27 protein-coding genes and 1 tRNA gene are annotated in these 25,874 nt (G+C 70.7%); 16 read left to right on the top strand and 12 right to left on the bottom strand.

Annotated elements, in window-relative coordinates; translation table 11 throughout:
* Positions 1–50 precede the first annotated feature (50 nt).
* Entirely contained in the window at positions 51–590 is a 540-nt protein-coding gene (locus BIU96_RS08585) for an AAA family ATPase (protein ID WP_071292190.1), read from the top strand.
* A 150-nt stretch (positions 591–740) separates the two neighbouring features.
* Here the strand turns inward: BIU96_RS08585 and BIU96_RS08580 are convergent, their stop codons facing one another.
* Positions 741–1,487, bottom strand: coding sequence for a phosphoglyceromutase (locus BIU96_RS08580; RefSeq protein WP_071292189.1), 747 nt, complete (start codon positions 1,485–1,487; stop codon positions 741–743).
* 45 nt (positions 1,488–1,532) lie between these two features.
* On the opposite strand from BIU96_RS08580, the gene BIU96_RS08575 reads away from it, so the two are divergent.
* Positions 1,533–2,306, top strand: a complete 774-nt coding sequence (locus BIU96_RS08575) for an SAM-dependent methyltransferase (RefSeq protein WP_071292285.1) — start codon at positions 1,533–1,535, stop codon at positions 2,304–2,306.
* 84 nt (positions 2,307–2,390) lie between these two features.
* Here BIU96_RS08575 and BIU96_RS08570 read toward each other — a convergent pair whose 3' ends face one another.
* The 3 genes from BIU96_RS08570 to BIU96_RS08560 all read right to left on the bottom strand — a co-directional run bounded on the left by BIU96_RS08570 (position 2,391) and on the right by BIU96_RS08560 (position 4,523).
* Entirely contained in the window at positions 2,391–3,476 is a 1,086-nt protein-coding gene (locus BIU96_RS08570) for a folate-binding protein YgfZ (RefSeq protein ID WP_071292188.1), read from the bottom strand.
* On the bottom strand, positions 3,476–4,078 hold the full coding sequence (locus tag BIU96_RS08565; protein WP_071292187.1) for an FABP family protein: 603 nt from the start codon (positions 4,076–4,078) through the stop codon (positions 3,476–3,478). Before BIU96_RS08565 ends, BIU96_RS08570 begins: the two co-directional genes overlap by 1 nt.
* Before the next feature lie 163 nt (positions 4,079–4,241).
* Entirely contained in the window at positions 4,242–4,523 is a 282-nt protein-coding gene (locus tag BIU96_RS08560; RefSeq protein WP_139199933.1) for a hypothetical protein, read from the bottom strand.
* Positions 4,524–4,627: 104 nt separating this feature from the next.
* Here BIU96_RS08560 and BIU96_RS08555 point away from each other — a divergent pair, with 104 nt between their 5' ends.
* From BIU96_RS08555 to pstB, 8 genes are all read left to right on the top strand, one after another.
* Positions 4,628–5,314: a response regulator transcription factor gene (locus BIU96_RS08555; protein WP_071292186.1), complete on the top strand. Its 687-nt coding sequence runs from the start codon at positions 4,628–4,630 to the stop codon at positions 5,312–5,314.
* Positions 5,311–6,132 carry a mycothiol synthase gene (gene mshD / locus BIU96_RS08550; RefSeq protein WP_071292185.1) on the top strand — a complete coding sequence of 274 codons (822 nt, stop codon included), beginning with the start codon at positions 5,311–5,313 and terminating at the stop codon, positions 6,130–6,132. The genes BIU96_RS08555 and mshD overlap by 4 nt, the downstream gene beginning before the upstream one ends.
* A gap of 90 nt (positions 6,133–6,222) precedes the next feature.
* A complete protein-coding gene (locus BIU96_RS08545; protein WP_071292184.1) occupies positions 6,223–8,388 on the top strand; it encodes an RNA degradosome polyphosphate kinase in 2,166 nt (721 codons plus the stop codon).
* Positions 8,385–9,332 carry an NUDIX domain-containing protein gene (locus BIU96_RS08540; protein WP_071292183.1) on the top strand — a complete coding sequence of 316 codons (948 nt, stop codon included), beginning with the start codon at positions 8,385–8,387 and terminating at the stop codon, positions 9,330–9,332. Before BIU96_RS08545 ends, BIU96_RS08540 begins: the two co-directional genes overlap by 4 nt.
* A 297-nt stretch (positions 9,333–9,629) precedes the next feature.
* Positions 9,630–10,742, top strand: coding sequence for a phosphate ABC transporter substrate-binding protein PstS (locus tag BIU96_RS08535; RefSeq protein ID WP_071292182.1), 1,113 nt, complete (start codon positions 9,630–9,632; stop codon positions 10,740–10,742).
* A gap of 137 nt (positions 10,743–10,879) precedes the next feature.
* A complete protein-coding gene (gene pstC, locus BIU96_RS08530; RefSeq protein WP_071292181.1) occupies positions 10,880–11,827 on the top strand; it encodes a phosphate ABC transporter permease subunit PstC in 948 nt (315 codons plus the stop codon).
* A 13-nt stretch (positions 11,828–11,840) separates the two neighbouring features.
* Positions 11,841–12,926, top strand: a complete 1,086-nt coding sequence (pstA, locus tag BIU96_RS08525) for a phosphate ABC transporter permease PstA (protein ID WP_071292180.1) — start codon at positions 11,841–11,843, stop codon at positions 12,924–12,926.
* A gap of 47 nt (positions 12,927–12,973) precedes the next feature.
* A complete protein-coding gene (pstB, locus tag BIU96_RS08520; RefSeq protein ID WP_071292179.1) occupies positions 12,974–13,753 on the top strand; it encodes a phosphate ABC transporter ATP-binding protein PstB in 780 nt (259 codons plus the stop codon).
* A gap of 551 nt (positions 13,754–14,304) precedes the next feature.
* Here the strand turns inward: pstB and BIU96_RS08515 are convergent.
* From BIU96_RS08515 to BIU96_RS08505, 3 genes are all read right to left on the bottom strand, one after another.
* Positions 14,305–15,210, bottom strand: a complete 906-nt coding sequence (locus BIU96_RS08515) for an anti-sigma factor (RefSeq protein ID WP_071292178.1) — start codon at positions 15,208–15,210, stop codon at positions 14,305–14,307.
* A complete protein-coding gene (gene sigK / locus BIU96_RS08510; RefSeq protein WP_071292177.1) occupies positions 15,207–15,806 on the bottom strand; it encodes an ECF RNA polymerase sigma factor SigK in 600 nt (199 codons plus the stop codon). Before sigK ends, BIU96_RS08515 begins: the two co-directional genes overlap by 4 nt.
* Positions 15,807–16,423: 617 nt before the next feature.
* On the bottom strand, positions 16,424–17,053 hold the full coding sequence (locus tag BIU96_RS08505; RefSeq protein WP_071292176.1) for a DNA-directed RNA polymerase subunit beta: 630 nt from the start codon (positions 17,051–17,053) through the stop codon (positions 16,424–16,426).
* Between the two features lie 126 nt (positions 17,054–17,179).
* On the opposite strand from BIU96_RS08505, the gene BIU96_RS19410 reads away from it, so the two are divergent.
* Entirely contained in the window at positions 17,180–17,341 is a 162-nt protein-coding gene (locus tag BIU96_RS19410; RefSeq protein ID WP_139199931.1) for a DUF2207 domain-containing protein, read from the top strand.
* 54 nt (positions 17,342–17,395) lie between these two features.
* Positions 17,396–17,468, top strand: a tRNA-Lys gene (locus tag BIU96_RS08500).
* A 32-nt stretch (positions 17,469–17,500) separates the two neighbouring features.
* Here BIU96_RS08500 and BIU96_RS08495 read toward each other — a convergent pair.
* The 3 genes from BIU96_RS08495 to BIU96_RS08485 form a co-directional block, all read right to left on the bottom strand.
* Positions 17,501–18,712 (bottom strand): cupin domain-containing protein, encoded by a 1,212-nt coding sequence (locus BIU96_RS08495; protein WP_071292175.1) that lies wholly within the window; start codon positions 18,710–18,712, stop codon positions 17,501–17,503.
* 69 nt (positions 18,713–18,781) lie between these two features.
* Entirely contained in the window at positions 18,782–19,054 is a 273-nt protein-coding gene (locus BIU96_RS08490; protein WP_071292174.1) for a hypothetical protein, read from the bottom strand.
* A 156-nt stretch (positions 19,055–19,210) separates the two neighbouring features.
* A complete protein-coding gene (locus BIU96_RS08485; RefSeq protein ID WP_071292173.1) occupies positions 19,211–20,047 on the bottom strand; it encodes an alpha/beta fold hydrolase in 837 nt (278 codons plus the stop codon).
* Between the two features lie 210 nt (positions 20,048–20,257).
* Here BIU96_RS08485 and BIU96_RS08480 point away from each other — a divergent pair, with 210 nt between their 5' ends.
* Both BIU96_RS08480 and BIU96_RS08475 read left to right on the top strand, forming a co-directional pair.
* Entirely contained in the window at positions 20,258–21,073 is an 816-nt protein-coding gene (locus BIU96_RS08480) for an SGNH/GDSL hydrolase family protein (protein WP_139199929.1), read from the top strand.
* A gap of 173 nt (positions 21,074–21,246) precedes the next feature.
* Positions 21,247–21,567, top strand: coding sequence for a hypothetical protein (locus tag BIU96_RS08475; RefSeq protein WP_071292171.1), 321 nt, complete (start codon positions 21,247–21,249; stop codon positions 21,565–21,567).
* A gap of 83 nt (positions 21,568–21,650) precedes the next feature.
* Here the strand turns inward: BIU96_RS08475 and BIU96_RS08470 are convergent, their stop codons facing one another.
* Both BIU96_RS08470 and BIU96_RS08465 read right to left on the bottom strand, forming a co-directional pair.
* The gene (locus tag BIU96_RS08470; protein ID WP_071292170.1) at positions 21,651–22,586 is read right to left on the bottom strand and encodes an aldose 1-epimerase family protein; all 936 of its coding nucleotides are present in this window, start codon (positions 22,584–22,586) and stop codon (positions 21,651–21,653) included.
* Positions 22,583–23,443, bottom strand: a complete 861-nt coding sequence (locus BIU96_RS08465; protein ID WP_175477497.1) for a DeoR/GlpR family DNA-binding transcription regulator — start codon at positions 23,441–23,443, stop codon at positions 22,583–22,585. The genes BIU96_RS08470 and BIU96_RS08465 overlap by 4 nt, the downstream gene beginning before the upstream one ends.
* A 64-nt stretch (positions 23,444–23,507) precedes the next feature.
* Between BIU96_RS08465 and galT the strand changes: the two genes are divergently transcribed.
* Positions 23,508–24,605 (top strand): galactose-1-phosphate uridylyltransferase, encoded by a 1,098-nt coding sequence (galT, locus tag BIU96_RS08460; RefSeq protein ID WP_071292169.1) that lies wholly within the window; start codon positions 23,508–23,510, stop codon positions 24,603–24,605.
* Complete coding sequence (gene galK, locus BIU96_RS08455; protein WP_071292168.1) at positions 24,602–25,738, top strand: galactokinase; 1,137 nt, start codon at positions 24,602–24,604, stop codon at positions 25,736–25,738. The genes galT and galK overlap by 4 nt, the downstream gene beginning before the upstream one ends.
* Positions 25,739–25,874 lie beyond the last annotated feature (136 nt).

The raw sequence follows: 25,874 nt of genomic DNA, 5'->3' as shown, positions 1-25,874 counted from the left end.
CGCCGCCGTTGCGTTTTGCGATGGTGGGGGCGGGGCGCGAGGATCGACGCATGGCCCAGGTCGCGATCATCGTCAACGGCATGCCCGGTTCGGGGAAGAGCACGATCGGTGCCGCCCTCGCCGAGGTGCTCGGCTGCCCGTTCTTGTCGAAGGACCGGATCAAGGAGCCCCTCGCGGACATCGTGGGGCCGATGATCGCCTCACGTCCGCTCGGCGGCATCGCGATGGACACCGTCTGGGCGATGGCCGGCGCGGTCGAGAACGGCGTGGTCGTCGACGCCGTCTGGGTCACGCCGGAGAGCCGGGACTTCCTCACCGCCGGGCTCCTGACGGCCGGTTCGCCCCGTGCCGTCGAGGTCTGGTGCCACGTCGACCGCGCCACGGCCGACGAACGGCTGCGCGACCGGTACGAACCGGACGCTCCGCTCCGGCACGAGGTGCACGGCGACCTGGCGTCCATCATCGACACCTGGGACATGCTCGGTCCCACCGCGGGGCCGACCGGGCTGATGCCCGTCGTCCACGTCGACACCACGAAGCCCTACGACGTCGGGGCCCTCGTGCAGGAGATCGCGTCGCACTTCGTCTGACCGGCCGCGGCCCGCGCAGCCGACCACGTCGCCGAAGCGACACGTCGCCGATGTGGTGATCCGTTCCTCCCGGCAGCGCGACGGGAGTCGGCGGAACGACACGACGAACGCCCCGCCCGGAGACCCGACGGGGCGTTCGTGTGTGGGGTGCTACTTCTTGGCGCCCTGGGCGGCGACCGCTGCGGCACCCGCGGCGGCGGCCTCGGGGTCGAGGTAGTACGCCGGCTTCGTCGGGCGGAACTCGTCGTCGAGCTCGTACACCAGCGGGATGCCCGTCGGGATGTTCAGACCGGCGATGTCGTCGTCCGAGATGCCGTCCAGGTGCTTCACGAGCGCGCGGAGCGAGTTACCGTGCGCCGTGACGAGGACGGTCTTGCCCGCGCCCAGGTCCTTCGTGATGTCCGACTCCCAGTACGGCAGCAGACGGTCGATCACGAGCTTGAGCGACTCCGTGCGCGGCAGCTGGTCGCCGAGGTCGGCGTAGCGGCGGTCACCGGACTGCGACCACTCGGCGTCGTCGTCGATGGGGGGCGGCGGCACGTCGAACGACCGGCGCCACTCCATGAACTGCTGCTCGCCGTACTCCGCGAGGGTCTGCGCCTTGTCCTTGCCCTGCAGGGCGCCGTAGTGACGCTCGTTGAGGCGCCAGTCGCGCTTGACCGGCAGCCAGGCCAGGTCCGCCTCGAGCAGGGCGATGTCCGCCGTCTGGATCGCGCGGGTGAGCAGGGAGGTGTACAGGACGTCCGGGACGATGCCCGACTCGCTGATGAGCTCGCCGGCGCGCTTCGCCTCCTTCTCGCCCAACTCGCTGAGTCGGACGTCGACCCAACCGGTGAACAGGTTCTTCTGGTTCCAGTCACTGTTGCCGTGACGGAGCAGGACGAGCGTGGAGGTCATGCCACCGATCCTACCGAGCGGCACGTGGCCCGTACGCTGGACGGCATGCCCATCGGGAACGTGACGCGCGGGACCACCGGGTACAACCGGCTCCGCCGCGTCGACCGGTGGATCGCCGCGCTGCCCGCCCTGCGGCGGACCGCCGACCCGCTCGTCGCGGACGTCGGCTACGGCGCGCGGCCGACGACGACGCTCGAACTCCGGGACCGCCTGGCGCGGGTCCGTCCGGACGTCGAGGTCACCGGCATCGAGATCGAACCGGCACGTGTCGCGCTCGCGAACGCCGGGACGCGCGACGGGGTGACGTTCCGGCTCGGCGGCTTCGAGACGCCGACGCCCGGCGGCCGACGCCCCGTCGTGATCCGCGCGTTCAACGTCCTGCGGCAGTACGACGAGTCCGAGGTGACGGCCTCGTGGCGGATCATGCAGGACCGGCTCCAGCCCGGCGGCGCACTCGTCGAGGGGACCTGCAACGAGGTCGGTCGGGTGGCCTCGTGGGTGACGCTCGACGAGCTCGCGCCCCGCGTGTTCACGGTGTCCCTGCGGCTCGCCGGGCTCGACGTGCCGAGCATCGTCGCGGAGCGGCTGCCGAAGGCGCTCATCCACCGGAACGTGCCGGGCGAGCGGGTACACGCGTTCCTGCGCGACCTCGACCTGGCGTGGGCGGTCGCTGCGCCGCTCGGCACGTACGGGCCCCGGCAGCGGTGGATCGCGACGGTGCGGGGCATGCGCGACCGGGGTTGGCCGGTGCTGCACGGGGTGACGCGCTGGCGGCTCGGCGAGCTGAGCGTGCCGTGGTCGGCGGTCGAGCCGGCCTGACCGGCACGGTCGACGGCCCGGTTCGAACTGGCCTCGCCGACGCAGGCCGACGCCGACCGGGCGAGCGGGCGAGCGGCCGGCGACTCAGCCGCGCTTGACGGCCCCGAGCCGCGGCAGGCGCGGCACGTTCGCGGTGGCGCCGGCCTCGGGCGGGACGATGGTCTCCTGCGTCGCGGTCACGACCACGTCGTCGGCGGTGAGCGTCAGCGTCGCCGCCGGGTCGAGGGAGCGCTTCACGATCGCGAGCCCGACCGGCCCGAGCTCGTGGTGCACGGCCGAGGCGACGAGGCGACCGACCTCCTTCTCGTCGAGCACGACCGGGGTGCCCGGCGCCGGCAGCACCGCGTCGGACCCGTCGAGGTGCAGCATCACCACGCGGCGCGGCGGGTGCCCCAGGTTGTGGACCTTCGCGACGGTCTCCTGCCCCCGGTAGCACCCCTTCGACAGGTGCACGGCGGAGCGGAGCCAGTCGAGCTCGTGCGGGATCGTCCGCTCGTCGACGTCGGACAGCGCCGGACGCCAGGCGGCGATCCGCAGGGCCTCGTACGCCAGGAGTCCCGCGGCAGGTTCGTCCGACGCGGCGATCGCGGACGCGGTGCCGGGGGTGACCACCGCGATGCGGAGGGTCCAGTCGGAGCCGGGGTGCGCCTCCAGGTCGGCGTAGCCCCACCCGCCGGGCGTGACGGACGACCACGGGTCGACCCACTCGGCGAGCGGCGTCTCCGGCAGTTCGACGGCGGCGAAGGGCGCGGACGACCCGAACCAGCCGATGGTGGCGAGCTCGGCGGAGCGGTCCGTGACCTCGACGCGGAGCATGAACCGCATCGACGACAGCCAGGCGGCGAGCGGTGCCGCGTCGGCGGCCTCGGTGAGCAGCCAGGCGACCGACCCGTCGTCGACGACGCGGGCGGCGTGCTCGACGCGACCGGACTGGTCGAGGACGAGGGTCTCGGTCGAGACCCCGGGTTCGAGGCCGAGCAGGAGCTGCGACGTGATCGAGTTGAGCCACGACAACCGGTCCGGACCGGACACCGTCACGACGCCGAGGCCCAGCTCGACGACGGCACGACCACGGGCGAGCAGACGCTGCTCACCGAGCGGGTTGCCGAAGTGCGCGGCGGGGCCCGACTCCGTTCCCACGAACCCGTCGCGCTCCACGAAGGCGCTCATCAGTCGACCTTCGCGAGCTGCCCCGAGGCGTGCGAGGTGAGTTCCTTGCCGAGGGCGGCGATGTCCCACGCCCAGAAGAGCTTGCCCTCGACCAGGCCGTACAGCCGGGTGGCGGCCGAGTAGTCCTTCGCGTTCGGCGAGCGCATCACGGCGTCCGTCGCCAGGTCGATGCGGCCCTTCCGGACCCGGCCGACGTAGAGCTCGTTGACGCCCGTCGGGTGGATGATCGCCGCCTCAACGTCGAAGCCGTCGTTGTTGTTGCGGAGGGCCTCGACGCTCTCGACGGTGCTGAACGGCGTCGGCCCCTCGCCGAGGAGCATCGCCGGCCCGCGGTCACCGGGCTCGGCCGGACGGTCGATGCGCCAGTAGCCCATCTCGGCGGCGAGCGGGGTGCGCTCCTCGTCGAGCAGCCACGTCGTGGACGAGTAGTTGAGGTACGGCAGGCCGTCGTGGCTGAAGCTCACGCGCTGGCCGAACTCGTAGTTCCGGGGTTCCTCTTCGTCGCCCACGGGGTACTCGACCACGCCCGTGCCCTCCCACACGCCGACGAGCCAGGACAGCGGGACGAGTTCGGGGGCGAGACCCTCGGGCAGTTCGATCAACGCTGACCCTTGAACAGCTTCACGACGACGGTCACCGAGACGAACGCGATCGCGAGCGACGCCAGGCCGAGGAGACCGACGTAGAAGAGCTCGAGCGCAAGCAGCGAATCCATGGGTCGAGTCTACGCGGCACGCCTGACGGCGCCAGGCGAGTGGCGGCGCGTCACCGCGCCAGGAGCACCACCGCGGTGACGAGCACGACGACGAACGCGCCGGAGGACGCGATGCTGATCCGTTCCACCAGGCCGTCCTTCGTCGCGGTGATGAGCTGCAGCACGAAGCTGACGAGCACGCACAGCACGTAGACGAGCAGGAGCCACGCGAAGGAGTCCTTCTGCGTGACCGTCAGGACCAGCACGGCACCGACGACCGCGAGCAGCCAGACCGGCAGCACGGACGTCAGCCGGAGACGACGCTGATCGGTGGGCGGCACGGGCTCGGTCACGTGCCCCATCATGACAGAGGACCGGTCCCGACCGTCCGGTCGGAGAGGTGCTTCCCGAGCATCACTAGGATGTGTGCACGACTCCCCCACGCCCTGGAGGTCCTGTGGCCCAGCTCCTGGTACTCACCTCAGCCGCGCCCGGCGACGTCCTGCCGAGCCTCGGGCTGCTGAGCCACCGGATCCGCCACGTGCCCGCCGAGGCCGCACAGCTGGTCAACGCACCGCAGAGCGACCTCATGTTCGTGGACGCCCGCACCGACCTCGCCAGCGCGAAGGCCCTGTGCAAGATCCTCGCGACGAGCGGCTCGACGACGCCGATCATCCTCGTGGTCACCGAGGGCGGCCTCACCGCCGTGAACAGCGAGTGGAACGTCGACGACGTCGTGCTCGAGAGCGCCGGCCCCGCCGAGGTCGACGCCCGCATCCGCCTCAGCGCCGGACGCGCGTCGAAGAACCAGACGGGGTCGAAGATCCAGGCGTCCGGGGTCGTCATCGACGAGGCCAGCTACTCCGCGAAGGTCCGCGGGCGGCCGCTCGACCTCACCTTCAAGGAGTTCGAGCTCCTCCGCTTCTTCGCCACGCACCCGTCGCGGGTGTTCACCCGCGAGCAGCTCCTCAGCGAGGTCTGGGGCTACGACTACTTCGGCGGCACCCGCACGGTGGACGTGCACGTCCGGCGTCTGCGGGCGAAGCTCGGCGACCTCGAATCCCTCATCGGCACCGTCCGCAACGTCGGGTACCGCTTCAACGTCTACGACGACGAGGCCGACCGGCTCTCGGCGCAGCAGTGACCGTCGACCTGACGCGCTTCACCGCCCCGGGCGAGGCTCCGCCGTTCTCGGACCAGACGCTGGTCGACGTCCGCGCAGGTCGTGCCACCGTCGTCGGGGACGACCGCGGGGTCGCCGTGGTGCGTGACGGTGAGCTGGAACTGGTGGTCAGCCAGGAGGCCCGTGGCCGCGGCCTCGGCACGGCTCTCGTCGCGCAGGTGCTCGGTCAGGACGGCGGGGCCGCCCCCGTGGCCGGTCCAGCGCCACGGCTCGCGTGGGCGCACGGGGACCACCCGGCGGCGCGGGCACTCGCCGCACGGTTCGGCTGGACCGCCGTCCGCACGCTGCTGCAGCTCCGCGCCCCGATCGCCGACGTCGCACCCGATCCCGCGGTGCCGGCCGGGTTCACCCTGACGTCGTTCCGCGCGGGCGACCCCGGGGCCGAGGCCGACTGGCTCGCCCTCAACGCCGCCGCGTTCGCACACCACCCGGAGCAGGGCCGGATGACGCTGGACGACCTCCGCGCCCGCGAGGCCGACGACTGGTTCTCCGGCGACGACCTGCTGCTGCTGCGCGACGAGTCCGGCGCACTGGCGGGGTCGTGCTGGCTCAAGGTCGAGGGCGACGTCGGCGAGTTCTACGCCGTGGCCGTCCGCCCCGACCTGCAGGGGCAGCGGCTCGGCGGGGTGCTCATGCGTGCGGGGACGGCCCGGTTGACCGGTCGTGGACTCGCCGCCGCGGCGCTCTACGTCGAGGGCGACAACGAGCCGGCGCTGGCGCTCTACCGTCGTTCCGGGTTCGAGCAGCACGCGATCGACGTGCAGTACGCCGCTCCCTGATCCTCCTCCACACCGCGCCGTTCACCGCGCGTTTCCACAGCGTCCACCCGAGCAGCCCCGGCCGGAGGGGGCGGGTGGCAGGATGTGGGCATGGACACCGAACCGCAGCTCGACGGCGAATCCGTCGCACCGGACCTCGACGACTTCGACGAGGTCGTGGAGATCGAGCACGAGTCGCTGCCGACGGATCGATACTTCGACCGTGAGCTCAGCTGGCTCCGGTTCAACCAGCGCGTGCTCGAGCTGGGCGAGGACCGCACGCAGCCCCTCCTCGAGCGGGCGAACTTCCTGGCGATCTTCGCGTCCAACCTCGACGAGTTCTTCATGGTCCGGGTCGCCGGGCTGAAGCGCCGCATCGACACCGGCATCGCCGTGCCGACCAACGTCGGCCGCGCCCCGTCCGACGTCCTGCGGGACATCGCGAAGAAGGCGCACGAGCTGCAGGACCGCCACGCGCAGGCCTTCATCGGCTCGCTCAAGCCGGACCTCGACGCCGCGGGCATCCACATCGAGCACTGGTCCGACCTCGACGAGGCCGACCGGTTGCGCATGCGCGAGTACTTCAACGAGCAGATCTTCCCGGTCCTGATGCCGCTCGCGGTGGACCCGGCGCACCCGTTCCCGTACATCTCCGGGCTCTCGGTCAACCTGGCGGTCCGGGTGCGCAACCCGAAGTCGCAGCGGCAGGAGTTCGCGCGACTCAAGGTGCCGCAGAACTTCTCGCGCTTCATCAAGCTGCCGGACGACAACTCCGGCCGCCTGCGGTTCATCCCGCTCGAGGACCTCATCGCGAACCACCTCGACGACCTGTTCCCGGGGATGGAGGTGCTCGAGCACCACGTGTTCCGGGTCACCCGCAACGAGGACGTCGAGATCGAGGAGGACGAGGCCGAGAACCTCATCCAGGCCCTCGAGCGCGAGCTGCTCCGTCGCCGCTTCGGCCCGCCGATCCGTCTCGAGATCACCGAGGACATGGACCCGGTGACGCTCGACCTGCTCGTGCGCGAGCTCGACATCACCGAACAAGAGGTCTTCCGGCTGCCGTCGCCGCTCGACCTCGGCGGCCTGTTCGAGATCTCGAAGATCGCCCGCCCCGACCTGCACTACCCGAAGCACGTGCCGACGACCCCGGTGCAGTTCCAGCCCGGCGAGCCGAACACGAAGCCCGACCTGTTCCGCGCGATCGCCGCGAAGGACGTCCTCGTGCACCACCCGTACGAGTCCTTCGCGACGAGCGTGCAGGCGTTCCTCGAGCAGGCCGCCGCCGACCCGCACGTCCTGGCGATCAAGCAGACGCTGTACCGCACCTCGGGCGACAGCCCCATCGTCGAGGCCCTGATCGACGCGGCCGCCGCGGGCAAGCAGGTCCTGGCGCTCGTCGAGATCAAGGCGCGCTTCGACGAGCAGAACAACATCACCTGGGCCCGCAAGCTCGAGAAGGCCGGCGTGCACGTGGTCTACGGCCTGGTCGGGCTGAAGACACACTCCAAGCTGGTGCTCGTGATCCGGCAAGAGGGCGGGACGCTCAAGCACTACAGCCACATCGGCACCGGCAACTACAACCCGAAGACCTCGCGCATCTACGAGGACATGGGGCTGTTCACCTCGGACGACGTCGTCGGCAAGGACCTCACGCGCCTGTTCAACGAACTGTCCGGCTACGCGATCGAGAAGAAGTTCAAGCGTCTGCTCGTCGCGCCGCTGCACCTCCGGAAGGGGCTGCTCAAGCGGATCCAGACCGAGGCGGACCACGCTCGCGCGGGTCGCCCCTCCGGCATCCGGATCAAGGTCAACTCGATGGTCGACGAGCAGATCATCGACGCGCTCTACCTGGCGAGCCAGGCCGGCGTGCCGATCGACGTCTGGGTGCGTGGCATCTGCTCGCTGAAGCCGGGCATGGAAGGCGTCAGCGACACCATCCGCGTGCGGAGCGTCGTCGGCCGGTACCTCGAGCACTCGCGCGCGTTCGCCTTCCACAACGACGGCGACCCGGCGGTCTTCATCGGCTCGGCGGACATGATGCACCGGAACCTCGACCGCCGCGTGGAAGCCCTCGTGCGGTTGTCCGACCCGGGGCACGTCAACGAGGTCGAGGAGATGTTCGACCTCGCCATGGCGGACACCACCAGCTCGTGGCACCTGGAGTCCGACGGCGAGTGGACGCGTCATTCGACCGACGAGGACGGCCGACCGCTCGACGACGTGCAGAATGTCCTCATGCGGAAGATCTCGGCGCGGAAGCGCTCCACTCGGTGAGCGGCGGCTCCACAGCGCCGGTCGTCGCAGCGGGGGCCGTCGTCTGGCGTGAGCAGGACGGCGTTCCGTTCGTCCTGCTCGTGCACCGCGACCACCACAAGGACGTCTCGTTCCCGAAGGGCAAGGTCGACCCGGGCGAGAGCGTCCCCACGACCGCCGTGCGCGAGATCGACGAGGAGACCGGGTACCGCGTGCACCTCGGCGCTCCCCTGGGCACCGCCGAGTACGTGCTGCCGAGCGGTCGCGACAAGGTCGTGCACTACTGGGCGGCCCGGGTCTCGTCGAAGGAGTTCGAGCGCGCGGGCAGGTTCACGCCCAACGACGAGGTCGCCTCGATCGAGTGGGTCACCCTCGACGACGCCCGCGCCCGGCTGACGTACGAGCGGGACGTCGCGATCCTCGACCGGTTCGCCGACCGCGTCGCCGCCCAGGAACACCGCACGTTCGCGCTCATCGCGCTCCGGCACGCCAAGACCGTCCCCGGCTCGGACTGGGACGGCCCCGACGCCACCCGTCCGCTCCTGCCGGTCGGCCGGACCCAGGCGAAGGCCGTGGCGTCTCCCGTGGCCGCGTTCGGCCCGAAGAAGATCATCAGCAGCACGGCGGCGCGGTGCCTCGCGACCGTCGAACCGCTCTCGGCGAAGACCCACCTCGGCGTCTCGAGCACGCCGGACATCAGCCAGGACGCCCACGACCGGGGCGCGGCGAACGTGAAGGGCGTCGTGCAGAAGCGCCTCGAGAAGGCGAAGTCGACCGTCCTCTGCTCGCACGGGCCCGTCCTGCCGGACATCATCGCCCGCATCGCCACCGCGACGGCCGACGACAGCGGCCGGTTCGACCTCCGCCGCGCCGCGATGCTCTCGGTCGGGGACTTCGCCGTGATGCACATCGCCGACGGCCGGCTCGTCGCCGTGGAGACCCACCGCAACACCGTCGCGGCGTAGGCCGACGGCGGCGGGGCGAGCCGCGCCTCCAGTCCGGCACCGCGCCGTCGCGAGGCGGCGGCCGCGTGTCGAGCGCATGCGTCTGCATGCTCCTGCGGAGTGCACGACGTTCCCGATCCTGCACCCGCCGGCGTCCCCGCGCACGGCGCCGCGTCCGGCACAACCCCTCGTTCACCTCCCGTTCACCGGGGCGGGTGATCCCCGTCACCTCGCGTCCCTACAGTCGCTCCCGGGTCGGCACCGACCCACGGGACCAGCAGCGGTCCCACCTGCACTGACATCCCCGAAGGGACCCCTGTGAACATCAAGCGAATCGGCACGGTCGCGGCAATCGCGATCGCCGGCGCAGTCGTGCTCTCCTCGTGCGCGGCGAACGAGGGCGCGGGCAGCACCGCACCCTCCTCTTCCTCCAGCTCGGGCACCGACTACTCGAAGCTCTCCGGCACCCTCACCGGTTCGGGCTCGTCCGCTCAGCAGACGGCCGAGGCCACCTGGGCCGCCGGCATCCAGAACGTCGCCTCCGGCCTCACGGTCAACTACACGCCCGACGGCTCCGGCGCCGGCCGCAAGAACTTCATGTCGGGTGCCGCGGACTTCGCCGGCTCCGACGCCGCCCTGAAGGACGAGGAGCTCTCCGGCTCGTTCGCCCTCTGCGCCGCGGACTCGAAGGCCATCGACATCCCGGTCTACATCTCCCCGATCGCCATCGCCTACAAGGTCGACGGCGTCAAGGACCTCACGCTCGACGCGAAGACCATCGCCGGGATCTTCTCGGGCAAGATCACCAAGTGGAACGACTCGCAGATCGCTTCCATCAACAAGGACGCGAAGCTGCCGGACGCCAACATCACGGTCGTCCACCGCTCCGACGACTCGGGCACCACGCAGAACTTCTCCGAGTACGTCTCGGCGAACGCCGGCGACGTCTGGACCGAAGAGCCCAGCCAGACCTACCCGTACCAGGTCGGCGACAGCGCCAAGGGCACCTCGGGCGTGGCCTCGGCCATGGCCAGCGCCTCGAACGCGATCACCTACATCGACGACTCCGGTGCCGGTGACCTCGACAAGGCCAAGCTCATGGTCGGCGACAAGGCCACCGAGATCTCGGCCGAGGGCGCTGCGAAGGTCGTCTCCGACTCCAAGGTCGTCGAAGGCCGCGCGGACAACGACCTCGCGATCGACATCGACCGCAAGGACACCGCCGACGGCGCATGGCCGCTCGTGCTCGTCTCCTACGCGATCGCCTGCCAGGAGTACAAGGACGCCGACAAGGGCAAGCTCGTGAAGGGCTACCTCGACTACGTCGTCTCGAAGGACGCGCAGGAGGCAGCCGCGAAGGAGGCCAAGTCGGCCGCCCTCACGGACGACCTCTCGGAGAAGGCCGCCAAGGCCGTCGCCTCCATCAAGTAAGGCACCCTGATCGCCCGGACGCCGGTCCCACCCACCTGACCGGCGTCCGGGCGCTCGGCCGTCACAGCCCCGACGGTCGCACCACCGGACACACCCCCACCCGACGCCTCCCCCGGCGTTCCTCCGACAGGAGTCCCATGACGACCGCACCGGCCCAGCCAGTGGCCCCCGTCACCCCGAAGCCGAAGGCCGTCGTCCGTGTCGGCGACCGGGTCTTCTCCGCCGCCTCGGTCATCGCCGGCGGGCTGATCCTCTTCGTCCTCGTGCTCGTCGCCGCCTTCCTGGTCTGGCAGAGCATCCCGGCGTTCACCGCCAAGGTCGGCGAGCTGCCGAACCAGGCCACCAACTTCTGGGACTACGTCGGCCCCCTCGTCTTCGGCACCGTCTGGTCCGCGCTCATCGCGCTCGTGATCGCCGTGCCGCTGTCGCTCGGGATCGCCCTCTTCATCTCGCACTACGCGCCCCGCCGCATCGCCCCGGTGCTCGGCTACGTGATCGACCTGCTGGCCGCGGTGCCGTCGGTCGTCTACGGCCTCTGGGGCATCGTGGTGCTGGCGCCGTTCGTGAAGCCCTTCTACGGGTTCCTCAACGAGTACCTCGGCTGGATCCCGTTCTTCTCCGGGCAAGTGTCCGGCACCGGCCGCACGATCCTCACCGCGTCGATCGTCCTCGCCGTCATGGCCATCCCGATCATGACCGCGGTCATGCGCGAGATCTTCCTGCAGGCACCGCGCCTCAACGAGGAAGCCGCCCTGGCCCTCGGCGCGACCCGGTGGGAGATGATCCGGATGTCGGTCCTGCCGTTCGCGAAGTCCGGCATCGTGTCCGCGATCATGCTCGGCCTCGGCCGCGCGCTCGGCGAGACGATGGCGATCGCGCTGGTGCTCTCGGTGTCCACGAACGTCACCTTCCAGATGCTCACCTCGCTGAACCCGTCGACGATCGCGGCGAACATCGCCCTGCAGTTCGCCGAGGCGTCCGGCACGGCCCTCAACGCACTCATCGCCTCGGGTCTGATCCTCTTCGTCATCACCCTGGTCATCAACATGCTGGCGCGCTACATCGTGCGCCAGCGGGTCTCCTGAGAGGTCACGCCCGATGTCCCTCGCCCTCCGTCCCACCGGCATGACCGGCAACGCCTACGCCAACGGCAAGCTGCACAAGTCGGTGCCGTGGCTCCTCCTCGTCGGCTCCTGGGTCGCCCTGGTCCTCGTCTTCGCCCTGCTGAACGCCGGTGGCGCCGTGAAGGACTTCAACGTCGTCGCGGCCCTGTTCCTCGGCACCGTCCTGTTCGACGTCCTCATCGTCGTGATCTCACGCATCGTCGAGGGCGGGCGCAAGGCGGTCGACCGTCTCATCACGTCGCTGGTCGTCACCGCGTTCGTCATCGCGGTGCTGCCGCTGGTGTCGCTGCTCTGGACGGTCCTCGCCGACGGCCTCGCCCGCTTCGACGCGAACTTCTTCACGTACTCGATGCGCGGCGTCATCTCCGAGGGTGGCGGCGCCGTGCACGCCCTCATCGGCACGCTCGAGATCACGCTGTTCGCGGCGCTCATCTCGGTGCCGATCGGCCTGCTCACGTCGATCTACCTCGTCGAGTACGGCAAGGGCGCGCTGGCGAAGGGCATCACGTTCTTCGTGGACGTCATGACCGGCATCCCCTCGATCGTCGCCGGTCTGTTCGCCTACTCGCTGTTCGCACTGTTCCTCGGCCCCGGCGCCCGCTTCGGGCTGGTCGGCTCGGTCGCACTCAGCGTGCTGATGATCCCGATCGTCGTGCGCTCCACCGAAGAGGTGCTGAAGATCGTGCCGATGGAGCTCCGCGAGGCCTCGTACGCCCTCGGCGTCCCGAAGTACCTCACCATCCTCAAGGTCGTGCTCCCCACCGCACTCGCCGGCATCACCACCGGCGTCATGCTCTCCATCGCCCGCGTCATCGGCGAGACCGCACCACTGCTGGTCACGGCCGGGTTCACCGCGAGCATGAACTACGACCTGTTCAAGGACCCGATGATGACGCTGCCGGTGTTCGCGTACACGCAGTACTCGCAGCAGGGCGCCAACCCGGTGCCGTTCGTCGACCGGGCCTGGACCGCGGCGCTGCTGCTCATCATCATCGTGATGCTGCTCAACCTGCTCGCCCGGTTCATCACCCGCCTCTTCGCCCCCAAGCTCAGCCGCTAGTCACCGCCACCCGCGACCAGCGTCACCACCCACCCCGAAGGAATCACGTGTCCAAGCGCATCGAGGTCGACGGCCTCAACGTCTACTACTCGAAGTTCAAGGCGGTCGAGGGCGTCGACATCACGATCGAGCCCCGCACCGTGACCGCGTTCATCGGTCCGTCCGGCTGCGGCAAGTCCACCTTCCTCCGCACGCTCAACCGCATGCACGAGGTCATCCCCGGCGCCTACGTCGAGGGTTCGGTCAAGGTCGACGGCGACGACCTGTACGGCCCCGGGGTCGACCCGGTGCTCGTCCGCCGGCAGGTCGGCATGGTCTTCCAGCGGCCGAACCCGTTCCCGACGATGTCGATCAAGGACAACGTCCTCGCCGGCGTGAAGCTCAACAACAAGCGCATGTCCCGCTCCGAGGCGGACGACGTGGTCGAGCGGTCCCTGCAGGGCGCGAACCTCTGGAACGAGGTCAAGGACCGCCTCGACAAGCCCGGCATGGGCCTGTCCGGTGGGCAGCAGCAGCGCCTCTGCATCGCGCGGGCGATCGCCGTGCAGCCCGACGTGCTGCTGATGGACGAGCCGTGCTCCGCGCTCGACCCGATCTCGACCCTCGCCATCGAGGACCTGATCGAGGAGCTCAAGAAGGAGTTCACGATCGTGATCGTGACCCACAACATGCAGCAGGCCTCGCGCGTCAGCGACAAGACGGCGTTCTTCAACATCGCCGGCACCGGACACCCGGGCAAGCTCATCGAGTACGACGACACCGCGACGATCTTCTCGAACCCGTCCGTGCAGGCCACCGAGGACTACGTCTCCGGCCGCTTCGGTTGAGTTCGCGGCGCGTCTCCTGACGCTCTGCCTGGAGGCCCGGTGCCCGTCCGCCACGGACGGCACCGGGCCTCGTTGCTTGCGTCCAGTGCGCGCGGCCCTGTGCCGACGTCGGGGGCGTCGGGGGCGTCGCAACATGCGCACGCACATTCCGACATCGCACCCGACGATCGACGCGTGGATCGTCGCACCATGCACACGCACACAATGCATGCGTACCGGTCGACAGACCACGCGTCGAACGACAGGTGGGACGTCGGAACATGCGCACGCACAAGCACCCGCACGCCGCCGACCCACGCCCGCGCCGCCCCGCGCCCGCCCGACCCCGCGCCGCCCGCCCGCCCGCCGCCGCACGCACCCGCCCGCCCGCCCGCCGCCGCACGCACCCGCCCGCCGCCGCCCGCACCGCACGCCGCCGCCCGCACCGCCCGCCCGCCGCCGCACGCCGCCCGCACCGCCCGCCGCCGCCCGACCCGAGCCGCCGGAGCCCGCCCACGCACAACACTCCCCTCGCGGATCGTGCCACGCGAGGGGAGAGCGGTGTCCGGCGGTCAGGCCGTGGTGACCGCCATGATCGGGGTCGTCGTCGGCTGCTTCGAACCGCCCTCGGGCTCGACGGTCATGCCGATCGTCACGTCGTGCGACCGACTGCCTGCGAGCACCGCAGCGTTCACACCGTCGGTCGACCCGTCGAGCAGTCCGGCCGCGGTGATCTTGCCGCCGGTGCCCTCGGAGCCGATGTACCAGAGCTGGTAGGTCTTGCCCTTCGGAGCCTGCGCGACACCGTCGAGGATGACCGCGGACTTGCCGAGGTCGTTCGACCAGACGACCGTGGCCGTCCCGCCGCCGGCGACCTTCGCGGTGCTCCGCTTGAAGTCCGACGCGGCGTAGATCCGGTCGAGTCCGCTGCTCGCCTGCGTCGTGCCCGGGCCAGGCTCGTTCGACGGGGTGAAGGACGTGCCGACGCCGAGTCCGACGCCGAGGAACACGACCGCGACCGCGGCTGCGGCGGAGAGGGCCGCAGCCGGACGCTGGAACCAGCGGCGCTGCGCGGCGGTCTCGGCCCGACCACGACGAGTGGTGACCGACGGGGCGGGGGTGAACCGTGCCTCCTGGCCGGCGTCACCGTCCATCTCGGGGACGGGAGTGGATAGCGGAGGAGCAGTGGCAGTCGACGTCGTCGACGGTGCGGAGGTCGCCGGAGCCGAGGTGAGCGGCGGTGCCTGCGGCATCGACGCGATCTGGGCCATCAGCGAGGCCTTGAGCGACGCCGGGGGCTCGATCGGGTCGACGGCGTAGGCGAGCTGGAGCGCGGTCTCGCGGAGCGAGTCCGTCTCGGCCTGCAGCTCCGGTGAGGAGGACAGCGTGGCCTCGAGCAGCGCGCGCTCGTCGTCCGACAGGGAGTCGAGGGCGTGCGAGCCCGTGAGCAGTGCAGGATCGTCGTGGTGCTCGGTCATGATGTCACCCCCATTTCATCGCGGAGTCGGATCATCCCGTCACGGAGACGGGTCTTGACGGTGCCGATCGGGACACCGAGGTGTTCGGCCATCTCGCTGTGCGAGTAGCCGCCGTAGTACGCGAGCTGGACCGCCTGGCGCTGGAACTCGGTGAGTTTCCCGAGCGCCCGGCTGACCCGTTCGTGCTCGATCCGGATCTCGACCGATTCGGAGACCTGGTCGAAGCCGGCCTCGAAGTCGCGGATGCCGATCTTCGTGTCGCGGTCGTGGGAGGACTGCGAGGCCCGCACCCGGTCGACCGCTCGGCGGTGCGCCATGGTGAGGATCCAGCTCGCCGCCGTGCCGCGCTTGCGGTCGTAGCGGGTGGCCTGTTGCCAGACCTCGAGGAAGACTTCTTGTGCGACCTCTTCGGACTGCGCGCGGTCCCGGAGGAGGCGCGTCACGAGACCGAGGACCCGGCCGGACAGCACGTCGTACAGTTCGGAGAAGGCAGCCTGGTCGCCGGTCGCCACCCTGGACAGGAGGTCGTCGGGCGACGCCTGAGCCGGCTCGGCTGAGCTCCAGCTCTCGGTGTCGCGTTCCACGAGTGCAAGCATTGCAGGTTTCCCTCCTCCCGGTTGCGATCGACCTGTGAGTTCCGCTCTGACCACGCATTCGGGTCGCGTGGTCAGAGCAGGACGAGGGCCCGTGTGACCCGCAGGGAATTGACCGCCAGGGAGCGGACCGGGTCGCACGGGGCCCTCGCATGTGGCTGGCGGTGATGCCTGCCACGGTGATGATTCGGCACCCTCGGGCCGTCGGATTGGAGGAGTTCTCGAACTCACTCAGGCGCGGCGTCCCTGACCGGGTCCGAGGCGCGGTCGTGGCGCTGCGCGGGGCACGGTCGTGGTGTTGTACGGGGCGCGGTCGTGGTCTTGTCCGGGGCGCGCCCGACACCCCGTCGTGTCCACCGAGAGTGAACACGGGTCGTGCGCACGGCCGACGTCTCGTAGAATCGATCTCGCCGGGCCGCAGCAAGCCCCGGGCTCCAAAATTCGCCGCTTCGAGCGGCCTCGCGCCGAGAGGCGCTTCTGCGGCCCGGTTTTTCTCTGCCCGCTTCCGGCTGGTCCTTCGGCTTCTGCCCGGTCTTGCGGCTTCTGCCTGGTCTTGCGGCTTCCGGCCGGTCTTGCGGCTTCTGCCTGGAGGCGCGGTGCGGGTCCGCCCCGCCGCTCGCTCAGTCCAGGCTGTCGCGACGCCAGAGCGCCGCCGCCTCGGTGAGGTCAGCCGCCAGCTCCGTCAGACGGAGTGCCCGCGTCGTCAGCTCGCTCGCTCGGTCGTCCGCGGTCAGGTCGGAGTCGTCCGCCACCGAGGTCGCCCCCGCCGCGGTGAGCCGGCAGAACGCCGCACCGCGGTCGAGCGCCACCGCGAGGTCGCCCGTGTACAGGCCGTGCAGGATCCGGTCCGCCAGCGTGAGGATCTCGGCCGGCCCCGTCGGCTCCTCGGCACCCGCGACGGCCTGGTCGATCGTGCCGATGCGCTCTGCGCCGCGCTCGAAGAAGTACGCGATCTCCGTCGGGTTCTGCCGGATCACCGTCCGGACGAGGTAGATCCGCCACAGGGCCCCGGGCAGGGTGTGCGCCCCGACGCGCGCCCACAGCTCGGCGATCGCGTCGATGCCGTGGACGTCCGTGTAGGTGACCAGGCGCTCGACGACCGCCGGGTCCGGGTCCTGCCGCACGCGGTGGAGCAGGGCGTTCGCGGTCTCGTGCGCGACGCGGTTCACCACGGCAGGGTCTTCGCCGCCCTGGATCGCGGCGAACTCCTGGTCGGTGAAGTGGACGGGACGGTGGTGATCGCGAGGCACCGCGTCAGTGTAGACACGGCCGGTGACGTTCTCGTCTCCCGTTCGCCGAGAACGCAACCGGCCAGATCCGGGTACCGTGCACCGCCAGGGAGGCACCCCTCCCGGACGTGAAGAAGAGGACCCTCCATGAACGCCCTGCTCATCATCCTGGCCGTGATCGCGGTCGTCCTGCTGTTCGTCGGTGGTTTCACCGCGAGCCTGAAGTTCCTGCTCTGGGTCGGGATCGTGCTGCTCATCGTCGCGGTGATCGTCTGGCTCCTGCGCACCCTCACGGGTCGGCGCAGCTGACCCCAGGACAACGGTTCCGAACTGGAGGCCCTCACCCGCTAGCCTTGCGGGTGAGGGCCTCTAGCTCAGTTGGTAGAGCACCGGACTTTTAATCCGAGGGTCGTGGGTTCGAGCCCCACGGGGCCCACAGTCTTCGGCTGCCGCCCGTTCGTCCGGCAACTAGCGCAGCGGGACGATCCCCTGCGACCCCCGCGGGAACGTCGCGAGCACCGCCTCGGGGATGTTCAGGTGCTGCGACACCAGCGACGGCGGCAGGTGGGCGAGCCAGTTCGCGAGCGAGACCTCCTCGTAGTGGTCGCTCCGGAACGTCTCGATGTAGATCAGCGGCTCCGTGCCGGTGTTCTCCACGTAGTGCCCGAGGTTCCGCTTCACGACCCCGACGTCGCCGGCCTTGAAGTCCATGGTGTTCGCGTGGGGCCCGGTGTTGAACACGGTCATGCGCGCCTGCCCCTTCAGGTAGTACTGCCACTCGTCGGCGTTCGGGTGCCAGTGCAGCTCCCGCATCGACCCGGGCTGCACGACCGTCAGCGCCGCGGCGACCGTCTTCGCCGCCGGGAAGTTCGTGCTGTCCGCGATCCGGATGCTGCCGCCGCTGTTCTCGTAGTGCGGCGCGGTCTTGGCCATCCGGAAGATGACGGGTTCGGTGCCGCCCCACTCCACACCCGCGGCGAGCTGGTCCTGCTCGAGGTCGCCGGGGACCTCACCGGGGAAGATCCAGAGGTCGTGGAGCGGCAGGTCCGCGAACGCCTCCTGCGCGACGCCGAAGTTCTTCGCCAGCACGTCCGGCGGGGTGTGGGCGAACCAGTCCGTCAGCAGGAGGGTGTTGCTCTCGGACTGCTCGCCGCTGTCGAAGGCGAGGACGAACTCGGCGCCGTCCGGCCCGAGGCCCTGCAAGGAGTGCGGGAGGCCCGCGGGGAAGTACCAGAGGTCCCCCTCGAACACGTCCTCCACGCTCGGCAGCCCCTCGCGGCTCAACGTGGTGACCCGGCAGGCTCCGCGGGTCATCAGCGCCCACTCCGCGGTCTGGTGCCAGTGCAGCTCCCGGATGCCGCCGGCCTCGAGGTGCATGTTCACGCCCGCGATCTCGTCGGAGAGCGCGAAGTCGGACTGGGTCAGCTCCCGCGCCCACCCGCCGCGCTGCACCCGTCGAGGCGAGATGTTGAACGAGGACCAGAAGAACGCCTGGGTGCTGATGTCCGTCGCCGGTGCGTTGAGCTGGCTCGGGAACTGCGCCGCGAGCGTCGGGTTCTGCGGTCCCGTCATCGCGTCGGCGGCGCTGTCGTCCGCGATGTTGACCAGTCCCTCCTGCGGGAGGTCGGGGTTCCCGACGGCAGGTGTCTCGTGGTGCGGAGAGGTGGGTTCGTCCGGCATCGTCTGCTCCTTCGTGCTGGTGGTCGCGTCAGCACCATCGGAACAGGTGACGGGGCCCGTCCCCAAGCGTCATCCGACTCGGTCACCCGGACCGGTGGCCCGCTCGTCGGACGTGGCGATGGGCTCCACGGCCCGTGGCGCTGCGGCGCGCTCGGCGATCGCCTCGGTGAGCACGTCGGCGAGGAACGTCGACCCCGTCACGCGGACGATGAAGGCGCGGCTCGACGGTGCGAGTTCGCCGCGGTGCACGGCGTCCACGACGATCTCGCGGACGGCTTCCCGCCGACCCGCGTGGAGCGCTGCGAGCTCCCGGTCGGCCTGCTCCAGTCGTTCGGTCTGCATGTCGAAGGACGCTAGACGGATCGCTCGCCCGGCTCGTCGGTCATTCGACTCGGATGTGCGCGGCGGTGCGTCACGCCATAGCAGGCCCCTTGCGCGCACGCGGAAGGGGCGCGCCCGGCGGAGTGCCGGGGCGCGCCCCTTCCAGGACGGGTCCGCCTAGCTCTTGAGGAAGGCGAGGATGTCCGGGTTGATGACGTCGGCGTGGACCGTCAGCATGCCGTGCGGGTAGCCCTCGTAGATCTTGAGGGTCGCGTTGCTGAGGAGTTCGGCCTGCTTGATCGACGCGGCCTTGTACGGCACCACCTGGTCGTCGTCGCCCTGCGTGACGAGGACCGGAACCGAGATGGCCTTGAGGTCCTCGGTCTGGTCGGTCTCGGAGAACGCCTTGATTCCCTCGTAGTGCGCCAGCGCGCTGCCCATCATTCCCTGTCGCCACCAGTTCGCGATCACCGGGGCGGAGACGTCGGCACCGGCCCGGTTGAAGCCGTAGAACGGCCCCTCGGCGACGGCCTGATAGAACTCGGCCCGGTTCGCGGCGAGCGCGCTCCGGAACCCGTCGAGCACCGAGATCGGCGTGCCCTCGGGGTTGGCGTCGCTCTGCAGCATGATCGGCGGCACCGAGGACACCAGGACCGCCTTGGCGACCCGTCCCTGCGGCTCGCCGTACTGCGCGACGTACCGCGCGACCTGTCCGCCACCGGTGGAGTGACCGATGTGGATCGCGTTCTGCAGGTCGAGGTGCTGGACCAGCGCGTCCGTGTCGCTCGCGTAGTGGTCCATGTCGTGGCCGGTGCCGATCTGCGACGACCGTCCGTGCCCGCGGCGGTCGTGCGCGATCACCCGGTAGCCGTTCGCCAGGAAGAAGAGCATCTGGGCATCCCAGTCGTCCGCGGACAGGGGCCATCCGTGGTGGAAGACGATGGGCTGCGCGTCACGCGGCCCCCAGTCCTTGTAGAAGATCTCCGCACCATCGCTGACAGTGACGAACGCCATCCTGAACCTCCATGAGTGTGTGCTCCACCTCGAACGCGGGCGTTGCCGCTGCCTCCCTGTCGGCGGAAGGATCGGAGCAAGGCTCAACGTAATCGAGGGCCGTGGCCGATCGCCTGCGTCATCCGTCCCGATCTGACGACCGTGGCGCGTTCAGGGACACTCGGGAGGCGGTCACCTGCCGTCCGGACTGCGCCGCGTAGAATCCCGGCCGTGGCCCGACGAACCGACGGCGGATGGCCGGACGGTCCCCGTTCGCTGCCGCTCAGACGACGACGCCGGAGGCGACGCCTGATGCCGGCGGTCGCCCTCGGCGCGATGAGCCTCGGCGTCGCCGGGTTCCTCGTCATGCTGCCCGCCGTCTCGGATGCCTGCCAGTCGGTCCCGGGGACGGCGAACGTGTCCGCGACCCGAGCGGCCTCCGCCATCGCCCGCGGCTCGGACGTGCTCATCGTCGGTGACTCGTACACGACCGGTCGCGGCTCGTACGACGGCACGCACGGGTGGGCGCAGGACCTCGTGGCCGATCGCGGTTGGGACGCCACCATCGACGGTGTGCCGGGCAGTGGGTACGTGAACACGGGTGCGACCAGCTCGACGCGGTCGAACTACGTCTCGCGGATCGAGCGGCGGGCAGCCCTCGACCCGGCGCTCGTCATCGTGCAGGGCAGCCAGAACGACTGGCTCGTCAGCGCGGACGCCCTCGAGGCCCGGGTCGAGCGGACCCTGCGGACGGCGAAGCGGCAGTGGCCGGACGCCGTCGTCGTCGCCATCGGTCCCTCCGCCCCGCAGCCACGGGCGGAGACCACCGCCGGCATCTCGGCCGCGGTCGCCGCCGGCGCTCACGCTGCGGGCGTCCCGTTTGTCGACGCGCTCGACCGGCAGTGGTTCACGAAGATGAACAGCGCGAGCTACGCGGCCGGCGACGGGCAGCACCTCAACGACGACGGCTACCGGTACCTCGCGGCGAAGATCGACGGAGCCCTCGAGGAGCTCGCGACCCCGCCTCGCGGCGAGCAGTGCGCCTGACCGCCTGATCGACCGACCGGGGTACAAGTCCCCCTCAGCCAGTTCATGGCCGTTCCACCGCACAGTCCAGTCAGCGTTCAGCGGACTGTTGGCGTGACGCCGATAGTGTCGTTCCCGGATCCGATCGCCGGGTCCGGCACCACCGCACCATCGCAGAACGAACGGGGTACACCGTGATCGAGCCCATCGAAGCCACGCCGACCAGCAGCACCGGTGACGCGCGCCGCATCGTCGAGCTCGCGACCGCGACCAACACGACGATGAGCAACGAGCTCCTGCTCGACACCCTCCGCCGGAACGCCCAGGTCACGACCCGCCACATCCGCAAGGACTTCGCCGAGGTCGCCACCGCCACCGCGGTCCTCGGGTACGTGTGCCGCCAGCGCAAGGACTTCATCGCCCTCCGCGGCGACGACCCCGCATGGGCGCAGGAGGTCGGGCGGTACGCGTCCGAGTCCCTCGCGGTCGAGGCGCTCCGCATGCGCCGCGCCTGACGACTGACGAACGACGAACGACGAAGGCCCCGCCGGAACACCGGCGGGGCCTTCGTCGTGCCGCATGCAGCGGAACGAGCCGGTCAGGACCAGACGCGGCGGATGCCCCACGAGCCGGTCCACGACTCGTCGGGCTCGAGCCAGCGCAGGCCCTCGCCGGAGTTGAGCGCGTTCGCCGGTGCCGTCATCGGTTCGACCGCCACCGCCAGCCCCGTGCCGTCCCCGCGTGGGAACTCGCGCGACGTGAACACCTGCACGTACGGGAACGAATCGTCCTGCCAGAGCTCGACACCGTCGCCCTCCGGCCCGTGCAGCGTCGTGCGGCGGACACCCTCGGCGTCGGGGGTGATGTCGCGGTAGGCGGTGTCGAGGTCGGAGTCCCCCGCCCGGCGGCCCTGCCGGAGGTCGTACTCCGTACCGTCCACCGGCACCGAGCCGTTCGGCACCTTCTGCTCGTCCACGGTGAACGCCGTCGCGGCGTCGAGCCTGACGACGAGGTCGTCCGCGGGGGTGTCGCCGGCACGGAGGTACGGGTGTGCGCCGATCGCGAAGGGCGCGCGCACGCCCGAGCGGTTCACGACCTCGTGCGTGACCCGGATGCCGTCGTCGACGAGTTCGTGGTGCACGCGGGTCTCGAGCGTGAAGGGCCAGCCGTGCTGCGGGTGGATCGTCGCTTCCTGCACGATGCCCGACTCGGTCTGGGACACGACCCGGTAGGGCGCGAACCGGAGCAGTCCGTGCGAGGCGTTGCCGTACTTCGGCTCCGAGACGTCGAGCTGCTGCCGCTTGCCGTCGAGCTGCCAGACGCCGCCGGCGACCCGGTTCGGCCACGGTGCGAGCACGATGCCGTTCGCTCCCGGCGGCTGCTCCGAGACGGGGAACGGCTCGGTCAGGTCGAACCCGGCGACCCGCAGCTCGCGGATGCCCGCGGCGACCTCGGTGACCACCGCCTCGACGACCCCGTCGGGTCCGGCGTGGCGGAGGTGATACTGGCCACCGGTGGGTGCTGCTGCGGTCATGGGATGTCGTTCCTTCCGGTTCCTGCTGCCGTGTCGCGGTCGCTGCCGTCGGCCACCACGACCTCGGCGCCGGCCGCCCGGATCGGGGCGACCGCTTCCGCCGTGGTGTCGGCGGTGACGACGACGTCGATGTCCTCGAGCGCGCGGACGACCCCGAGGTGGGCCCGGCCGAACTTCGACCCGTCCGCGACCACGACCGTACGCCGAGCGGTCGCCGCGAGCATGCGCTTCGCCTCGGTCTCGGGCAGGTTCACGTTCGTCAGTCCGTGCTCGACGTCGACCCCGGTGCCGCCGAGGAACACGACGTCCGCGGCGATGAGCGGCAGCAGCGTGTTGTTGAACGGCGCCACGAGGGAGTGCTGCAGCGGCCGCAACGTGCCGCCGGTGACGACGACGGTGAACCGCGGCACCGCCCGTTCGAGGGCGAGGGCCGTCGTGAGGGAGTTCGTGACGACGGTCAGGTCGACCAGGTCCGTGCGGGCGACCAGGGCCTCGGCGACGGCCGCCGGGGTGGTGCCGACGTCGAGCACGACGCACTGGCCGGAGCGCACGAGCGCCGCGGCCGCACGACCGATCGCCGCCTTCGCGACCTGGTGCTCCACGGCGGTCTCCTCGAAGGGCCGCTCGCCGGAACCGGCCCCGAGGCGGACCGCACCGCCGTGCACCCGCCGGATCCGCGCCTCCAGTTCGAGCGAGGCGAGGTCCTGCCGGACGGTCACCTCGCTGGTTCCGAGGGACGCTGCCAGGGCGACCGTCCGGACCATGCCGGGCGCCCCCTCGACGATGGAGACGATGCGGTCCTGACGCAGCGGCGCGGGGAGCGAGCCGGCCAGGAAGGAGAGGTCGTCGTCCGTCATGAGGACAGTTTCGCTTGCTTCCGGAGTCTTTCGCAATGCTTCGGATGCGCGCTAGGGTGGTCGGGTGATCACCAAGCGCGTGACGAAGCTCGCGGACGGCCGCGACCTCATCTACTTCGACGACGCCGACTCGACGCTGCCCGCCGAGCGCAGCATCGACGAGCGCGTGCTCGACCCGCGACCGGAGACGGCGCGGATGCGTCAGGACGTCCTGACGGGCGAGTGGGTGTCCATCGCGGCGTCGCGGCAGAACCGCGTGTTCCTGCCGCCCGCCGACCAGGACCCGCTCGCGCCGCAGACCGCGGCGAACCCGTCCGAGATCCCCAGCCGATACGACGTCGCCGTCTTCGAGAACCGGTCACCGTCGTTCGGCCCCCTGCTCGAGGCGGACGACGCCCCCACCTCGCTCGAGTCCCTCAGCGACGTCGGCCTGAACCGCCAGCTCCGGTCGGTCGGCCGGTGCGAGGTCGTGTGCTTCTCCCCCGAGACCTCGGGCTCGTTCGCGTCCATCTCCGAGTCGCGCGCCCGCACCGTGGTCGAAGCGTGGGCGGACCGCACAGCCGCATTGTCGGCGATGCCCGGCATCCAGCAGGTGTTCCCGTTCGAGAACCGGGGCGAGGCGATCGGCGTCACGCTGCACCACCCGCACGGGCAGATCTACTCGTACCCGTACGTCACCCCGCGCACGCAGCGGCTGCTCGCGTCGATCGAGCGGTTCGGGCCGGACCTGTTCGAGCAGCACCTCGCGAACGAGCGTGCCTCGGAACGCGTCGTCCTCGCCGGGGAGCACTTCACCGCCTTCGTGCCGTTCGCCGCGCGCTGGCCGATCGAGATCCACATGCTGCCGCACCGGCACGTGCCGGACTTCGCCGGGCTCACCGACGCCGAGAAGGACGAGCTCGCGCACATGCACCTCCGGCTCACGCGTGGTCTCGACGCCCTCTACGGCGACCCCACCCCGTACATCGCCGCATGGCACCAGGCGCCGGTGCACACGGCCCGCGACACCGTGCGGCTGATGCTGCAGATCACCTCGCCGCGTCGCGCGGCGGACAAGTTGAAGTTCCTGGCCGGCAGCGAAGCCGCCATGGGCGCCTGGATCGGGGACCTCGTGCCCGAGAAGGCGGCCGAGTTCATCCGAGGAGGGATCGAACGAGCATGACGTTCCAGCAGGTCTACGGGTACGAGCCCGCGGTGCAGTACTCCGCCCCGGGTCGGGTCAACCTGATCGGCGAGCACACCGACTACAACGACGGCTACGTCCTGCCGTTCGCGATCGACCGCCGAACCACCGCGTCGATCGCCCCGCGCGAGGACCGGGTGATCCGGGTCGCCTCGGCCTTCGACGAGGCCGGCGGTCCCGTGTCGCTCTCGCTCGACGAGCTCTCGCCCGACGCGATGGACGGCTGGTCGGCGTACGTGTTCGGCATCGCCTGGGCGCTGCGCGAGCAGGGAGCCGACCTCACCGGCAAGACCGGGTTCGACGTCTTCATCGACTCCGACGTGCCGGTCGGCGCGGGGCTGTCGTCCAGCGCCGCGATCGAGTGCGGCGTCGCCCTGGCGTTCAACGACCTGTGGGAGCTCGGGCTCGACCGCAAGACCCTGGCCCGCGTCGGCCAGTACTCCGAGAACCACGCCGTCGGGGCCCCGACGGGCATCATGGACCAGTCCGCGTCGCTCCTCGGTGAGCAGGACGCCGTCGTCTTCCTCGACTGCCGCACGCTCGACACGGCGGTCGTCGACCTCGCGCTCGAGGCGAACGGTCTCGAGGTCCTCGTGATCGACACCCGCGTCGAGCACGCCCACGCCACCGGCGGGTACGCCGCGCGCCGTGCGTCGTGCGAGAAGGGCGCCGAGGTCCTCGGGGTCGAGGCGCTCCGCGACGTCACGGTCGAGGACCTGCCGCGTGCGCAGGAGCTCCTCGACGACGAGACCTTCCGCCGCGTCCGACACGTCGTGACCGAGGACCAGCGCGTCCTCGACACGGTCCGCACGCTCCGCGAGCAGGGGCCGCGGGCGATCGGCTCGCTGCTCGTCGCGTCGCACGAGTCCATGCGCGACGACTTCGAGATCTCCGTGCCGGAGCTCGACCTGGCGGTCGCGACCGCCGTCGAGCACGGCGCGGTCGGCGCTCGCATGACCGGCGGTGGTTTCGGTGGTGCTGCGATCGCGTTGGTCGACCGGGAGGCCCGTGGTGCGATCACCGCGGCCGTCACCGCCGCCTTCGCCGCGGCCGGGTACCGCGAGCCGAACGTCTTCACCGTGCACGCCGCGCAGGGCGCCCGGCGCGACTGACGCGCGCCCGGCGCCGGCAACGCCTGCGCCGAGCGCAGGCAACGCTTGCGCCGGGCGCGGAGTTTCGCGCGCAGCGACACCTCACGCGCTCGACCGCCCGTGAGGTGTCGCTGAGCGCGAAAGGACCGGCCGCAGG

It is taken from the genome of Curtobacterium sp. MCBA15_008 (genome assembly GCF_001865065.1).
In the GTDB taxonomy this organism is placed as follows: domain Bacteria; phylum Actinomycetota; class Actinomycetes; order Actinomycetales; family Microbacteriaceae; genus Curtobacterium.
Note: the sequence above shows the minus strand (reverse complement) of the source record. Positions and strands in the feature narration are given on the sequence as shown.

Coding starts and splice junctions, on each gene's coding strand:
- BIU96_RS08490 (WP_071292174.1), bottom strand. CDS start 19,054: ATGCAGACCGAACGACTGGAGCAGGCCGACCGGGAGCTCGCAGCGCTC.
- BIU96_RS08580 (WP_071292189.1), bottom strand. CDS start 1,487: ATGACCTCCACGCTCGTCCTGCTCCGTCACGGCAACAGTGACTGGAAC.
- BIU96_RS08485 (WP_071292173.1), bottom strand. CDS start 20,047: ATGGCGTTCGTCACTGTCAGCGATGGTGCGGAGATCTTCTACAAGGAC.
- BIU96_RS08470 (WP_071292170.1), bottom strand. CDS start 22,586: ATGACCGCAGCAGCACCCACCGGTGGCCAGTATCACCTCCGCCACGCC.
- galK (WP_071292168.1), top strand. CDS start 24,602: ATGACGTTCCAGCAGGTCTACGGGTACGAGCCCGCGGTGCAGTACTCC.
- sigK (WP_071292177.1), bottom strand. CDS start 15,806: ATGCTTGCACTCGTGGAACGCGACACCGAGAGCTGGAGCTCAGCCGAG.
- BIU96_RS08545 (WP_071292184.1), top strand. CDS start 6,223: ATGGACACCGAACCGCAGCTCGACGGCGAATCCGTCGCACCGGACCTC.
- pstA (WP_071292180.1), top strand. CDS start 11,841: ATGTCCCTCGCCCTCCGTCCCACCGGCATGACCGGCAACGCCTACGCC.
- BIU96_RS08585 (WP_071292190.1), top strand. CDS start 51: ATGGCCCAGGTCGCGATCATCGTCAACGGCATGCCCGGTTCGGGGAAG.
- BIU96_RS19410 (WP_139199931.1), top strand. CDS start 17,180: ATGAACGCCCTGCTCATCATCCTGGCCGTGATCGCGGTCGTCCTGCTG.
- BIU96_RS08465 (WP_175477497.1), bottom strand. CDS start 23,443: ATGACGGACGACGACCTCTCCTTCCTGGCCGGCTCGCTCCCCGCGCCG.
- BIU96_RS08575 (WP_071292285.1), top strand. CDS start 1,533: ATGCCCATCGGGAACGTGACGCGCGGGACCACCGGGTACAACCGGCTC.
- BIU96_RS08515 (WP_071292178.1), bottom strand. CDS start 15,210: ATGACCGAGCACCACGACGATCCTGCACTGCTCACGGGCTCGCACGCC.
- BIU96_RS08495 (WP_071292175.1), bottom strand. CDS start 18,712: ATGCCGGACGAACCCACCTCTCCGCACCACGAGACACCTGCCGTCGGG.
- pstC (WP_071292181.1), top strand. CDS start 10,880: ATGACGACCGCACCGGCCCAGCCAGTGGCCCCCGTCACCCCGAAGCCG.
- BIU96_RS08570 (WP_071292188.1), bottom strand. CDS start 3,476: ATGAGCGCCTTCGTGGAGCGCGACGGGTTCGTGGGAACGGAGTCGGGC.